Raw genomic sequence first — 13,251 nt, 5'->3', positions numbered from 1 at the left:
AGAGCATCCTGCCGCAGCGCACCCTACCGTCGTCGAATGCCGCTTGCCCGCCACGACAAGAAGTGATGTCCGGACGGTCGAGAAAGCGGACAGCTCAGTCAGAATCGGCCGATCGGGGGACGGCAAACGGGCTCGTTCGCGTAAGAATTTCGGGATGCATCAAGGCTCCGGAATCCTCTCCACGCGTCAGCGCCGCCTCGCCTGGCTCGGCTTCCTGCTCGCCGCGCTGCAGGCGCCCGTGTCGGCCCGGCTCGTCTCCGACGACTCGTGGCTGTTCAGCGTCTGCGTCGCGCTGATGGTGGCCACCGTGATCATCGCCGACGACGCCGCCCGTCGCCGGCCCGCCAACGCCACCGGCGAGTAACTAGCCCTCGCCGGCCGGTCGGGCCTCGTGCCCCGGCCGGCCCCGGGTGCGGCGGCGCTCCTTCATCTCGGCCTCGTAGAGGTGCCGCCGCCCGCCCACCAATTCGTCGCGGGCCTGTTTGTCCAGCTCCCGGAACAGCGCGTGGTAGCCGTCGTCGAAGTCCTCGACGATCTGGAACGTCCACCGGCCGGCGATCACGTTACGGCCCAGCAGCTCGGTGTCGATCCGCTCGGCGATCCGGTGGTGCCCGGCGACACGGAACTTCTCGATCGCGTCGTCGAGCATAAGGTCGGCGTGCCCGATGAGCTGGTGCAGCGAGTACAGGTGCCCGCGGGCCCGTTCGACGCACTCCAGCGCCTCGCCGAGCTTGCCCAGCGCGGCCACCGTCTCGTCGCTCACCCCGGCCGGCCGCCGGTGCTGCTCGTCCGGCCCGTCCGCCCGCTGTCCCATCGGTGCTCCCGTGCTCTGTGCCGTCCTGCGTGGTCGGGTACCTGGTGCCCCGTCTGTGCCGGATCAACCCTCGCGGCCAGCCAAGACTCGTCCGGTGGCACAACCCACAAGCGCCGAGCGGCCGAGGCCGGACGATCACCGGTCGGTTAGCCTCGGTCACCATGCGTGTGCCGTTCAACCGGGTCGCCTCTCCGACCGCCGTCGAGTCGGCGCGGTCCACCCTGGCCGCCCTCACCGTCTCCGTGGGCACCGCCGGTCTCGCCGCCGCCGCCGCGCGTCCCGGGCTCCTGGCGCTTGTCGACCAGCACGCTGCCGCCGTACGCGACAGCCTGGACGGGGACCGGCGGCCGTTGACCGCAGCGACGCTCGCCGGCTACGCCGAGGGGGTACGCGCCGCCGCGCTGGAGCACGGGTGGACCCCGCCGCGGGGGCCGGTGGACTGGAGCGCGCCGGAGTGGCCGCTGGCCCGGCTGGTCGCCGTCTGCGCGCTGGCCCGCTCGCTCGACCGTTCCTAGAGCGCGCGAAAGGGCGCCCACACGCTTTGCGTGGACGCCCTTTCCTGACGCGGTCCCGCCGCGTTACGGGCGGTACTGCTGGGTCTGGTCGGACGCACCGGACTGGTACGTGCCACGCCCACCGGACATCGTCGACTGTTCGTCGACCCGGGGCATGGCCTGGGTCCGGTCGCCGCCACGGTCGGCCATCTGCCGCTCCATGTCGCCCCGCCCGGCCGAGGTTGCCCGCCGGTGCTCCTGCACCGCCTGGGCTTCCCGGGCGGCCCGGTCCAGCCAGCCGTCCCAGCGGTTCTGCATCGGCTTGACCAGGCCACCGCCGACGCCGACGATCAGGATGCCGGCGACCGTGGCGAGGACGGCGATCAGCACCGGAGTGGTGACCGTGGTGGCGATGCCCACCTGGTTCAGCGCGGCGATCACGCCGAGCGCGATGATGAAGATCGCCGTCAGGTCCGCCAGGACCTTGCCGTACGAGAGTCCGCCCAGCGCCCCGGTGACCAGATCCCGGACGGCGTTGGCGATGGCGGCCGCGATCACCACGATGACGATCGCGATGAACGCGCGCGGCAGCCAGGACACCACGCCGCTGATCAGGTCACTGATCGCGTTGGGCCCCCAGACGCCGAAGGCGAACTGCAGGGTGAACAGCAGGACGGCGTAGTACGCCAACCTGGCCAGGATGTCGCTGGCGTCGTACTTCGTTCTCTCGAGTGCCCGTTTGATGCCTCCGCGTTCGACGGCCTCGTCGAAGCGCACCCGTTCCAGCACCGCATCCACGATCTTGAGGACCGCTCTGGCGATTAGCCAGCCGACCACGAGGATGACGATGAAGGCCACTGCCTTCGGGATGAAGAGCAGCACCGACCTCCAGGTGTCGGCGATGGCGTCGCCGATGTCGGCCTGCCGCACCGCGAGGGTTTTCAGCATGATGTCCCTCCTGTCGCGTGGACTGCGCCGGGCGCATACCCGGCCACCGGTGCGGCAGTCCGGGCGGCTCGCTGCCATTTTTCCGACAAGTCGACAAACAGGGGCCCTGACCTGCCCGAACGGCAACCACGCGAGGGCTGTCGGCGACCCGCGCACATGATCGGATGCGGCTGAGCCACGGCCGGCTAGGCTGCGAACATGCCAGGAACGGTCGGGCGAGTCCCCACGCCAGCAATTCCGGTACCCGGCGCATCCACCGGGCCCGGCGCGGCGGCCGTGCTCGCCCACGACTGGTCCGCCACCGCGCTCGGCCCGCGCGAGGGGTGGGACGCGGCGGTCCGGGCGGTGGTCGGGCTGATCCTCGCCTCGCCGATGCCGATGGCGCTGGCGTACGGCGACGACCTGGTCCTGCTCTACAACGACGGCTACGCCGAGTTGCTGGGCAGCAGGCACCCGGCCGCTCTTGGTCGACCGGCCGCCGAGGTCCACGCCGAGGTGTGGGAGGTGCCCGGCTTCGGTGACGCGATCGAGCGCGCCTACCGGCAGGGTGTGCCGTTCCTGGAGAAGGAGTCCACGCTTCCCCTGCTCGGGGAGAGTGGCGGTGTCGAGCAGGTGGTCTTCACCCGCAGTCACTCGCCCGTACGCGACAGCGCCGGTCAGATCGTCGGAATCCTGACCGTGGCCGCCGAAACCACTCACGTCACCGAGCAGTTGCAGAGTCTCAGCGAGGTGGCCGCCGCGCTCGCCGGCACCCTCACCCTGGACGACGTGGCCCGGGTCGCGCTGCGCCACACCATCGGAATGTTCGACGCCGACCGGGTGGCGTTCGTGGTCGACGAGGGTGGCGGCGGCTGGCGGATGGTGCGTCGGGTCCGCGGCGAGTTGATGGACGAGGCCGACGAGCGGCTGCCTCCGCTGTGGCGGCGGGCGCCGGCCGACTGGGAGGGCCCGGTCGCGCTGGCGGCCCGGTCGGGCCAGGCCCTGTTCGTCCGCGACGGTCAGCCGCTGCGCGACACCGCCGTGGACCGGCACGACCAGAAGATCCGCTCGATGGCCACGCTCCCGCTGGGCACGTCGGTGGTCCGCGGCGGGCTGACGGTCGGCTACCAGGGCGCGCACACCTGGTCGGCCGCCGAACGGGCGCTGCTGGCCGCCGCGGCGGAGCTGATCGGCCAGGCCGCCGAGCGGGCGCGGCGGTTCGAGACCCAGCACGGCACCGCCCAGTTGCTGCAACGCAGCATGCTGCCCGAGCATCTGCCCGACCTGCCCCGGCTGCGGATCGCGGCCCGCTACGACCCGGGAGTGGACGGCAACGCCGCCGGCGGCGACTTCTACGACGCGTTCCTGCTGCCCACCGGCGCGCTCGGCGTGGTCCTGGGCGACGTCGCCGGGCACGACGTCCAGGCCGCAGCGCGGATGGGGCAGGTGCGGGCGGCCCTGCGCGCCCTGGCCCTGGCCGATCCGGCCCCGGACGCGGTGCTGACCGGTCTGGACCGCTTGGTGACCAGCCTCGGCACGGAGGCCGGCAGTCACGAGCTGTTCGTCACCGTGGCGTTCGGCGTCATCGACGCCGAACGGCGGGAACTGACCCTGGCCAGCGCCGGTCATCCCGCTCCCCTGATCCGCCGGTGCGCACCCGACGGCCGCACCCACGCGGAGTACGTACCGGTGCCGGCCGCTCCCCCGCTCGGGCTGGGCGGGCGACCTGCCACCGTCACCGTCGCGTTCCCGCCCGGCGACACCCTCCTGCTGTTCAGCGACGGGGTGGTGGAGCGGCGCAGGCAGAGCCTGAGCATCGGAATGGACACCCTCGGCGACGCCGTGGCCAAGGCCGGGACCAGCGACCCCCGCGCCCTCTGTGCGGTGGCGACCGCGGCGGTGTCCGGGGGCACCGAGGACGACGTGGCGGTGCTGGCGGTCGAGCACGCCCTCAAGCCGAGCCGGTCGGCGGCGATGGAGGTGCCGGCGGAGCCGACCGCGCCGAGCCGGGTCCGGCACTGGATGACCGGTCAGCTCACCGAGTGGCAGGTGCCCGAGTCGGTGATCGGCGCGGCGGTGCTGTGCACCAGCGAGCTGACGACCAACGCGTTGCTGCACGCCGGTACGGCCGCCCGGGTGGAGATCGACCTCAGCCCGGAGCGCCTGCTGGTCTCGGTCGCCGATTCCGGCACCCGGGGCACCGTGACCCGGGCGCGTACCGACACGTTGAGCAGTCGCGGACGCGGACTGGGTCTCATCGAGGAGCTGAGCGACGCCTGGGGCACCGACCCTTCCGTCCGCGGCTCGACGGTCTGGTTCGAGATCCTCGTCCCACCGACCGAGCCACACTGAGTCGTACCCACCAGGCACCGGGGCGAGTCAGCCGATCGCCGAAGGGGTAGGAGTGCGGCCATGGCCAACGAACAACCCCAAGGGGTGCTCTTCGACGTCGACGGAACCCTTGTCGACACCACGTACCTGCACACGGTGAGCTGGTGGGAGGCGCTGCGCCAGGTCGACCGGCCGGTGCCGATGGCGACCGTGCACCGCTCGATCGGCATGGGCTCGGACAAGCTGCTGGATCACCTGCTCGGTCCAGAGCGGGACCGCGACGACGATCCGAAGCTGCGCGAGGCGCACGACACCCTCTACACCGAGTACTGGGAACGGCTGACGCCCCTGCCCCGGGCGGCGGACCTGCTGCGCGCCTGCGCCGAGCGGGGGCTGCGGGTGGTGCTCGCCACCTCCGCCGCCGAACACGAGGTCGGCGCGCTGCGCCGGGCGCTGAACGCGGACGACGTGGTGGACACCGTCACCTCGTCGGCCGACGCGAAGGAGAGCAAGCCCGCGCCGGACATTCTCGAAGCAGCGCTTGAGCAGTCGGGGCTGGCCGCCGAGCGGGTCGTCTTCGTCGGCGACTCGGTGTGGGATGTCGCGGCGGCCGGCAAGCTCGACATCCCGTGCGTCGGGTTGACCTGCGGCGGCACGAGCCGCGGCGAACTCGCCGGCGCCGGCGCGGTGGCGGTGTACGACGACCCGGCCGCGCTGCTGGCCGAGCTGGAGGACTCCCCCCTGACCCGCCCGAGGTGAAACCCACTCCGGTTCGTCCGGGTCGGCACGCATAGCCACCAGTCTCGCGGGGCATGGTCTGTGGCCACCTGCCCGCACCGTGCGGGTGCGGCGAGAGGGTGGTGTGTTCGTGGAGCCGGTAGACGTGGCGTTCGCGTTGGTGGGCGTGGGCGCACTGCTCGCGGGCATCCTGCCGAGGGTGTTGGAACGCCGCCCGCTGTCCATGCCGATCGCGTTCCTCGCTCTCGGCATGCTGGTCTTCGTCCTCCCGATCGGACTGCCCACACCGGACCCGCTGGCCCATCCCGAGCTGGCCACCCACCTGACCGAGATAGGGGTGATCGTCGCCCTGATGGGCGCCGGGTTGAAGATCGACCGGCCGCTGAGCTGGACCCGGTGGTCCTCCACCTGGCGACTGCTGGCCATCGCGATGCCGGTGTGCATCGCGGCGGTGGCGCTGCTCGGCTGGTGGTGGGCCGGCCTGGTGCCCGCCGCGGCGCTGCTGCTGGCCGCCGCGCTGGCCCCGACCGACCCGGTGCTCGCCGCCGACGTGCAGGTCGGCGAGCCGACCGATGTGGAGGACTCCGAGGACGAGGTCCGCTTCGCCCTGACCTCGGAGGCGGGCCTCAACGACGGGCTGGCGTTCCCGTTCGTCTACGCGGCCATCGCCATCGCCTCGACCAGCCTCGCGCCCCGCGCGTGGCTGGCCGAGTGGTTCACCGTCGACGTGCTGTGGAAGGTCGGCGTCGGGGTGGGCGGCGGTCTGCTCATCGGCTGGCTGCTCGGCAAGCTGTTCTTCCGGGCGCCCAGCGAGTTGCGGCTGGCCCGGCACGCCGAGGGTTTCCTGGCCCTCGCGGCCACGTTCCTGGCGTACGGGCTGGTGGAGGTGGCCGGCGGGTACGGCTTCCTCGCGGTGTTCGTGGCCGCGCGGGCCATCCGGGCCGCCGAGCGGACCCACGAGTTCCACTCGGTGCTGCACGACTTCGCCGAGCAGGTGGAACGGTTGCTCACCCTGGTGTTGTTGCTGCTGCTCGGGGGCGCGATCGTGGGCGGCCTGCTCGCGCCGCTGACCTGGCCGGCGGCGTCTGTCGGGCTGGCGCTGGTCTTCCTGATCCGGCCTGCGGTCGGCTGGTTGTCGCTGCGTGGCGCCCCCGGCCGTCCGGCGGAGCACTGGGTGATCTCGCTGTTCGGCATCCGCGGCGTGGGCTCGTTCTACTACCTGGCGTACGCCACCACGAAGGCGGACTTCCCACAGGCGGAGCTGCTGTGGGCCACGGTGGGGCTGGTGGTGCTCGTGTCCGTGGTGGTGCACGGCGTCGCGGCGACCCCGGTGATGCAGTTGCTGGACCGTGAGGGTGAGCGGACCGCGGACCCGTCCGAGCGGGAGGCCCAGCCGGTGGCCGCCGCCGGGCACTGAAAGGCGCGCCAGGATCCCTCAGCAGCCGAGTCGGGCGGCAAGCGCGCGACCGAGGTCCCGGCCGGAGCGCCAGGCGCTCTGCACGCGGGGTGTGCCGAACGCGTCGCCGGCCAGGCCGATCCCGTCCGCGTCGAGGTGGTGGGTGACGTCGGTGGGTTCGCCGGTCGGCTTGGCGTACGTCCAGCGGTGCACGTGCACGTCGGCGGCCTCGTCCGGCAGCCCGAGCAGGTCCCGTACGGCCTGCTCGATCGCCGGACCGGCGGCGGAGGGTTGGGCCAGGTGCCCGGCGGCGAACTCCGGCACGGTGTGCGCGACCAGCACCGGCGCGTCGTCGCCGCGCCGGTCGCCGTCGTCGCAGACCAGGCTGAGCACCGGATGGTCGTTGACGAACGCGCCCCGGAAGGTCGGCCAGCTCCGGGACGCGAAGCGCAGCACCGCCGAGAGGGTCGGCGACCAGGTCTGCGCCTGGACGACCCGGGTGGCGTCGACCAGCGCCGGATCGAGCAGCAGAGCCGCCTGCGGTCCCGGCATCGCCAGGGCGACAGCCTCGTACGCCTCGCCGTCGACCGTCGGCCCGGGTTCCACGGCGAGCACCAACCGGTCGACGGTCACCGGCACCGGCCGGGCGAGGTGTTCGACGAGCGACCGCAGCCCCCGTGGGGCGGCGTACCGCAGCGGCCCGGGGACCTCGTGCCGCCCGTTGGTGTCGTACGCCCAGAAGGTGTCGGTCCACTCGCGGACCAGACCGGCGGCACGCCACCCGTCGACGACGGCGGCGAAGTCCGGGTCGCTGGCGGTGAAGTACGCGGCGCCGATGTCGGCGGGCCGGCCGTCGAAGCGTTTGCTGGCCATCCGGCCGCCGCTGACGTGCCCCCGTTCGCGGACCTGCACGGGCACTCCGGCGCGGGTCAGCTCCACGGCGCACGCCACCCCGGCGATGCCCGCCCCGATCACCAGTACGCCCGAGGAGTTCACGCTCATCAGGTGATCGTAGGGGCATGAACCGGCGGCGATCGGGGTACTGGCACACCTGTTCGAAGAAAGGGTGATGAGGATGACGGACCGTAGCAACGACCAGGCCGACCCGCGCGGCGCGATCAAGGACCCGGACGAGTGGGTCACCGGCGACGAGCCACCCACGGCGGCCCAGGAGTCGTACCTGGCCACGCTCGCCCGGGAGGCGGACGCGACGCTCCCGGACGACCTGACCAAGGCCGAGGCCTCGAAGGCGATCGACGAGCTCCAGGCCGAGACGGGTCGCGGCCAGTAGGTCCGCGCTCAGCGCCTCGGCAGGGTGTGCAGGCGCACGGACGCGAGGTTACCCCGGGTCGTCTCGGCCTCCAGGTAGGTGGCGTACGGCTGGGATCGACGGTCGGTGGGCGACCCGGGGTTGAGCAGGCGCAGCCCGTTGGGGGCCACGGTGTCCCAGGGGATGTGCGAGTGCCCGAAGACCAGCAGGTCGACGTCGGGGAAGCGGGCCGCGCACCGCTGTTCGCGGCCGGTGCGCGGGCCCGTCTCGTGCACCACGGCGACCCGTAGCCCGTCGAGGTCGACGCGGGCCACCTCGGGTAGCCGGGCGCGCAGCTCCGGCCCGTCGTTGTTGCCGTACACGCCGACGAGCCGCCGCGCGCGGGCGGTCATCGCGTCGAGCAGCGACTCGTCGACCCAGTCGCCGGCGTGCAGCACGACGTCCGCCGCCTCGACAGCCGTCCACAACTGCTCCGGGAGGTCCCGGGCCCGCTTGGGGAGATGCGTGTCCGCCGTGAGCACCAGCCTCATGCCGGCATCATCCCCCGGGCGCGGGCGGCGTGCTCAGCGCGACGCCGGGGTGAAGAAGGCGGGCGGCATGCCGCGGTGACGCAGCGCCGGGTTCTCCTCGACGTCGGAGAGCACACCGACAGCGTTGATCAGGCCGATGTGCGAGAACGCCTGCGGAAAGTTGCCCAACTGCTCCCCGGTCAGCGGATCGATCTGCTCGGCGAACAGTCCCAGGTCGTTGAGCCGCGCGAGCAGCGTCTCGAACAACTCGTGCGCCCGGTCCCGTTCCCCGGCCAGCGCCAGGCAGCAGACCAGCCAGAACGAGCAGATGAGGAAGCCCGCCGGGTCGCCGTCCCAGCGTCGCAGCAGGCCGTCGTGGGACAGCTTGGCCTCGACGGCACGGATCGTCGAGCGCATCCGCTCGTCGTCGGCCGGCAGGAACCCCACCAGGGGCATCACCAGCACCGACGCGTCCAGCTGGTCGGATCCGTAACTACCGGTGTACGCGCCGACGCGCTCGTTCCAGCCCCGTTCCAGCACCTGGGCGCGCACCTCGTCGCGGGCGGCCGCCCAGCGGGCCACGTCCTGCGGTTCCCCCAGCCGGGCGCCGAAGCGGACCGCCCGGTCCAGCGCCGACCAGCAGTGCACCTTCGAGGAGACGTGGTGACGTTCGACTCCGCGTTCCTCCCACATCCCGGCGTCCGGCAGCGCCCAGTCCCGGGCCGCCTTGTCGGCGAGGGACCGCAGCAGGTGGTAGACGTCCGGCTCCAGCGGCTCCAGCCGGTCGCGCATCAGCCAGGCCGCGTCCAGCGCCTCACCGAAGATGTCGGTCTGGCGCTGCCGCCACGCGTCGTTACCGATCATCACGGGCGGGCTGTCGCGGTAGCCGGCGAGCTGGTCGAGGCGGTGTTCGGTGAGGTCCCGCTCCCCCAGCACCCCGTACATGATGGGCACCGGCTCCTCGTCGATCCGGCCCATGGCCCGCCCCATCCAGGTGAACTGCCGCTGCACCTCGTCGAAGCACGCCGTCCGCCACAGGGCCCGCAGGGTCAGGCTGAAGTCGCGCACCCAGACGTAGCGGTAGTCGTAGTTCCGGTCCCCGCCGAGTTGCTCCGGCAGCGACGTCGTCACGGCGGCGACCACCGCGCCGCTGGGCCGGTACGTCATGCCCTGCACGATCAGCGCGCTGCGCCGCACGTGCTCGGCGTAGATCCCGTGGTACTCGTGCTTGCGGACCCAGGAGCGCCACCCCTGGGCGGTGTCGGCGATGGTCCGGTCGGCGTCGGGCACCTGCGGGCGGGGCGAATCGTAGGTCGGGGCGTACCCGAGGGTGAAGTTGTTGGTCGTGCCGGCGCGGACGGTGAACGTCGCCGCGGCCTCGCCCTCACCGCAGGTCAGCGGCACGCTGCCGACGAGGGCGAGTCGGCTGGCCCCACCGACCGCCTCCAGGGCGCCGTCCCGCTCGACGAGGAACGGCGTGGTGCGGCCGTACTCGAATCGGGGTCGGTAGTGCACCCGCATCGGCACCTCGCCGGAGAGGCCCCGCACGCTGCGGACCAGCACCTGCGGCGAGCGGTAACCGATGTCGTGCTCGCGCGCGCCGGGCTCCAGGGCCAGCGCGTCGGTCAACTCCACCTCGCCCTGGGCGGTACGAAACACGGTCCGCAGCACCAGGGTGTCGTCGAGGTAGCGGCGTTCGACGGTGAAGTCGTCGGTCTCCGGCCGTATGGACCAGTGCCCGGCGTCCTCGCCGAGCAGCCGCGCGAATACCGACGGGGCGTCGAACCGACCCGGGCACCACCAGTTCACCGACCCCGTGTGGTCCACCAGAGCCGCGCTGCGGCCGTCCGCGAGGAAGCCGTGGTCGCTGATCTTTGCGGTCTGCACCCGGCTGCCTACCCGGGCCGTCCCCGCGCATGCCTCCCGAAGCCGCGGTACCCACCTGCCGGCCCGGCGTTACCGCTCGGCACTGGCGGGAAACCCGGTGGCTGACGAGGGAGGATACTCATGACCTCAGCCCCGGAGCCGACCGCCGCCTGGCGGCCCGGCGCATCCAGTGGTGACGTGCTTCCGGCCGGCCCGGCAGGCCGCCCGTCGACACCCGGCGCGGACGGGCACGGGCCGGAAGGTGGCCCGCCCACCGTGACGATCGGCTCGTATCCGGACTATCCGTCCGCGCAGAAGGTGGTCGACTATCTGGCGGACAACCGCTTCCCGGTGGAGCACAGCGCCATCGTCGGCACGAACCTGACGCTTGTCGAGACGGTGCTCGGACGGATGACGACGGGCCGCGCGGCCCTGCTCGGCGCCGGCACCGGCGCCTGGTTCGGGCTCTTCATCGGCCTGCTGTTCGGCATCTTCACCGTCGGCAACTGGCTGGCGGTGATCCTGGTCGGGCTGGTCATCGGCGCGATCTGGGGTGCCGTGTTCGGGGCGGTAGCGCACGCCATGACCGGCGGGCAGCGCGACTTCACCTCGGCCAGTTCGCTGCGCGCGGGCCAGTACGCTGTGACGGTCGACGCGCAGCTAGCCGACCAGGCGAGGCAGCTCCTGGGCCGCATGCAGATGCCCGGCTCCCGCCCGACGAACACCCGCTGAGCCCTCGGCACGAGCGGCCGCCCCGGCAGTTGGCCGGGGCGGCCGTCAGTCGTGGTACGCCAGCTCGCCGGCGCGTAACGGGACGTCGACGCGGTTCTCCGGCGGCGCGAGGGGGCAGGCCCAGCGGTCGTCGTACGCGCAGCTCGGGTTGTAGAGGTAGTTGGCGTCCAGCCGGACCCGGTCACCGGGGAGCAGTTCGACGCCCCGGCCGAAGGTGCCCTTCACCGTGTCGGTGAGGTAGCGGCCCCCGCCGTAGGTGTCCCGTCCGCAGGTGCCGTCGCGCAGCGGCACGAACAGTCCGCCCCCGTACGCCTCGATCCACCACAGCGTCAGCGGCCCCCATGACGTCTCGGCCACCGCCACCCGCCGGTAGTTGACCACTCCGTCCGGGCCGCCGGTGTCGGTGCTCAACTCACCGCTGGCCGGCCGTAGCGGCGCTTCGACCACCGCCTCCGGGTTGGGCGGAAAGTAGCGCACGCCCCGGAACGCGGGCCGTTCGTCGGGCGGGATGGGGCTCTGCGGATGGGTGGCGAAGAGGTCGTCGCGGCCGGCGCGGAAGCCGGCCAGGTCGACGTCGGACAGGTACAGCCGGGCCACCCGCTCCCGCCAGTCGGCCAACTCGAGGTCGGTCAGCATGCCGGGGACTCCTTGTCGAGGGACAGCTCGCCGGACTTCAGGGGCCGGCCGCACGCCTGGCAACGGACTTCGGCGACGAACACCTCGCCGCAGACGTCGTGGATGAAGTCGACCTGGGGCACGTCGGCATCGCTGTAGGTGTCGCCCCAGCGCTTGAGCACGAGGATGACCTGACCGAGGTCCCGGCCCTTCTGGGTGAGTTCGTACCCGGCGACCTTGCCGTCCTCGGAGGTACGGGCCCGCAGGATGCCGGTTTCGGCCAGTTTCCGCAGCCGGGCGGCGAGGACGTCCCGTGGTGCGCCGACCGCTCGCAGGATCTCGGTGTACCGCGACGCGCCGAAGGCGAGCGCCCGCACGATGTGCAGCGACCACCTGTCGTTGACCGCGTCGAGCGCCACCGCGAGAGTGTCCCGCGCTGGTTTGGAATTCAAACCAGGGGTGCTACGGTTCATCTGGTTGGACATTCAAACCACACTACCCGAGGAAGCACCCATGACGTCGCCAACCGATCCACCCACCGAGCAGGAAACGCCGGTCGCCACCCAGCGACGAGCCTGGCTGTCGCTGGTGATCACCGGCCTGATCATCGGTACGGCGTTCATCGCCGTCTACGTCGGGCTGCAACGTGATCCCGCGCCGAGCCGCCTGCCGATCGCGGTGGTCGGCGACCAACTCGCCACCGCCGCCCACGCCGGTTTCGGCGATGCCGTCGCCGTCACACCTGTCACCAGCGTCGACGCCGGTGCCGCCCTGGTCCACGACGGCGACGCCGTCGCGGTCCTCAGTGCGGCCTCCCCCGACAGCCTGCGGCTCGACTACGCCGGCGCGAGCGGCTTCAGCGAGAGCGGCGCCGCGCGGCAACTCGTCGCCGGTCTCGGCAGGCACGCGGGCATGACCGTCCAGGAGAACGACATCGTGCCGCTGGCCAGCTACGACAGCCGTGGACTCTCCGCCTTCTACGTGGTCTTCGGGGTCACCCTCTCGTCGTTCGTCCTCGCGCAGGGGCTCACCGCTGCCACCGCGAAGGTGCGCCTGCGCCACCGGCTCTACGCGATGGGCGGCTTCGCGGTCGTGATCGGCGTGGTCGCGGCCACCGTCGCCGGCCCGGTGTACGGCTCACTGACGGCGCCGTTCCCCCTGCTCGCCCTGTCGCTCATCCTGCTGTCGGCGGCCAGCGCCTTCACCACGAAGGCCCTCGGCGCCTGGCTCGGGCCGATCGGCATCGCGCTCGCCGTGCTCACCCTCACCACCATCGGCAACGCGACGAGCGGTGCGACGATCGGCATCGACCTGCTGCCGAGCTGGGCGCAGGCAATCTCGGCGAAGCTCCCGCCGGGCGCGGCCGTTCGCGCGGTGAACAACTTCGGCTACTTCGGCGGCTCGCACACGTTGGTGCCGCTCGCGGTGCTCGCCGCCTGGTTCCTGGCGGGGCTCGGGTTCGTCCTGCTCCGACAGCGGACCGCACAGCGACGGCCGCTCGCCGCCGAGGCCGGCCGATGACCTGACGTGGGCCGGAGCCGCGGTGATTGGCGGCCGGG

General features: G+C 72.4%; 15 protein-coding genes. 8 read left to right on the top strand and 7 right to left on the bottom strand.

All coding sequences use genetic code 11. The features are described 5' to 3' along the window. Positions 1 to 154 precede the first annotated feature (154 nt). Entirely contained in the window at positions 155 to 364 is a 210-nt protein-coding gene (locus tag ACTFTM_RS11725) for a hypothetical protein (protein WP_449565817.1), read from the top strand. Here the strand turns inward: ACTFTM_RS11725 and ACTFTM_RS11720 are convergent, their stop codons facing one another. Then, positions 365 to 814, bottom strand: a complete 450-nt coding sequence (locus ACTFTM_RS11720) for a hypothetical protein (protein ID WP_449565816.1) — start codon at positions 812 to 814, stop codon at positions 365 to 367. It lies immediately after the preceding gene. A gap of 161 nt (positions 815 to 975) precedes the next feature. Here ACTFTM_RS11720 and ACTFTM_RS11715 point away from each other — a divergent pair, with 161 nt between their 5' ends. Further along, positions 976 to 1,329, top strand: coding sequence for a DUF6401 family natural product biosynthesis protein (locus tag ACTFTM_RS11715; RefSeq protein ID WP_449565815.1), 354 nt, complete (start codon positions 976 to 978; stop codon positions 1,327 to 1,329). A gap of 63 nt (positions 1,330 to 1,392) precedes the next feature. Here the strand turns inward: ACTFTM_RS11715 and ACTFTM_RS11710 are convergent, their stop codons facing one another. Continuing rightward, positions 1,393 to 2,256 carry a mechanosensitive ion channel family protein gene (locus ACTFTM_RS11710; RefSeq protein WP_449565814.1) on the bottom strand — a complete coding sequence of 288 codons (864 nt, stop codon included), beginning with the start codon at positions 2,254 to 2,256 and terminating at the stop codon, positions 1,393 to 1,395. A 198-nt stretch (positions 2,257 to 2,454) separates the two neighbouring features. Here ACTFTM_RS11710 and ACTFTM_RS11705 point away from each other — a divergent pair, with 198 nt between their 5' ends. From ACTFTM_RS11705 to ACTFTM_RS11695, 3 genes are all read left to right on the top strand, one after another. Beyond that, positions 2,455 to 4,587: a SpoIIE family protein phosphatase gene (locus ACTFTM_RS11705; protein WP_449565813.1), complete on the top strand. Its 2,133-nt coding sequence runs from the start codon at positions 2,455 to 2,457 to the stop codon at positions 4,585 to 4,587. Between the two features lie 60 nt (positions 4,588 to 4,647). Beyond that, positions 4,648 to 5,325 (top strand): HAD family hydrolase, encoded by a 678-nt coding sequence (locus ACTFTM_RS11700; protein WP_449565812.1) that lies wholly within the window; start codon positions 4,648 to 4,650, stop codon positions 5,323 to 5,325. A 109-nt stretch (positions 5,326 to 5,434) separates the two neighbouring features. Further along, the gene (locus tag ACTFTM_RS11695) at positions 5,435 to 6,721 is read left to right on the top strand and encodes a cation:proton antiporter domain-containing protein (RefSeq protein ID WP_449565811.1); all 1,287 of its coding nucleotides are present in this window, start codon (positions 5,435 to 5,437) and stop codon (positions 6,719 to 6,721) included. A gap of 18 nt (positions 6,722 to 6,739) precedes the next feature. On the opposite strand, the gene ACTFTM_RS11690 is transcribed toward ACTFTM_RS11695, so the two are convergent. Further along, positions 6,740 to 7,702 (bottom strand): NAD(P)/FAD-dependent oxidoreductase, encoded by a 963-nt coding sequence (locus tag ACTFTM_RS11690; RefSeq protein ID WP_449565810.1) that lies wholly within the window; start codon positions 7,700 to 7,702, stop codon positions 6,740 to 6,742. Positions 7,703 to 7,775: 73 nt separating this feature from the next. Here ACTFTM_RS11690 and ACTFTM_RS11685 point away from each other — a divergent pair, with 73 nt between their 5' ends. Then, positions 7,776 to 7,991 carry a DUF3072 domain-containing protein gene (locus ACTFTM_RS11685; RefSeq protein ID WP_449565809.1) on the top strand — a complete coding sequence of 72 codons (216 nt, stop codon included), beginning with the start codon at positions 7,776 to 7,778 and terminating at the stop codon, positions 7,989 to 7,991. An 8-nt stretch (positions 7,992 to 7,999) separates the two neighbouring features. Here the strand turns inward: ACTFTM_RS11685 and ACTFTM_RS11680 are convergent, their stop codons facing one another. After that, positions 8,000 to 8,500 carry a metallophosphoesterase family protein gene (locus tag ACTFTM_RS11680; protein WP_449565808.1) on the bottom strand — a complete coding sequence of 167 codons (501 nt, stop codon included), beginning with the start codon at positions 8,498 to 8,500 and terminating at the stop codon, positions 8,000 to 8,002. A gap of 33 nt (positions 8,501 to 8,533) precedes the next feature. Next, a complete protein-coding gene (locus ACTFTM_RS11675; protein WP_449565807.1) occupies positions 8,534 to 10,366 on the bottom strand; it encodes a glycoside hydrolase family 15 protein in 1,833 nt (610 codons plus the stop codon). Positions 10,367 to 10,486: 120 nt separating this feature from the next. Between ACTFTM_RS11675 and ACTFTM_RS11670 the strand changes: the two genes are divergently transcribed. Next, on the top strand, positions 10,487 to 11,077 hold the full coding sequence (locus ACTFTM_RS11670; RefSeq protein ID WP_449565806.1) for a general stress protein: 591 nt from the start codon (positions 10,487 to 10,489) through the stop codon (positions 11,075 to 11,077). A gap of 45 nt (positions 11,078 to 11,122) precedes the next feature. On the opposite strand, the gene ACTFTM_RS11665 is transcribed toward ACTFTM_RS11670, so the two are convergent. Both ACTFTM_RS11665 and ACTFTM_RS11660 read right to left on the bottom strand, forming a co-directional pair. Continuing rightward, positions 11,123 to 11,710 carry a DUF1684 domain-containing protein gene (locus ACTFTM_RS11665; protein WP_449566611.1) on the bottom strand — a complete coding sequence of 196 codons (588 nt, stop codon included), beginning with the start codon at positions 11,708 to 11,710 and terminating at the stop codon, positions 11,123 to 11,125. Further along, positions 11,707 to 12,111, bottom strand: coding sequence for a winged helix-turn-helix transcriptional regulator (locus tag ACTFTM_RS11660; protein ID WP_449565805.1), 405 nt, complete (start codon positions 12,109 to 12,111; stop codon positions 11,707 to 11,709). Before ACTFTM_RS11660 ends, ACTFTM_RS11665 begins: the two co-directional genes overlap by 4 nt. A gap of 94 nt (positions 12,112 to 12,205) precedes the next feature. Here ACTFTM_RS11660 and ACTFTM_RS11655 point away from each other — a divergent pair, with 94 nt between their 5' ends. After that, positions 12,206 to 13,213, top strand: coding sequence for a hypothetical protein (locus ACTFTM_RS11655; RefSeq protein ID WP_449565804.1), 1,008 nt, complete (start codon positions 12,206 to 12,208; stop codon positions 13,211 to 13,213). Positions 13,214 to 13,251: the final 38 nt, after the last annotated feature.

The sequence above is a fragment of the Micromonospora sp. RB23 genome (assembly GCF_053585025.1).
Note: the sequence above shows the minus strand (reverse complement) of the source record. Positions and strands in the feature narration are given on the sequence as shown.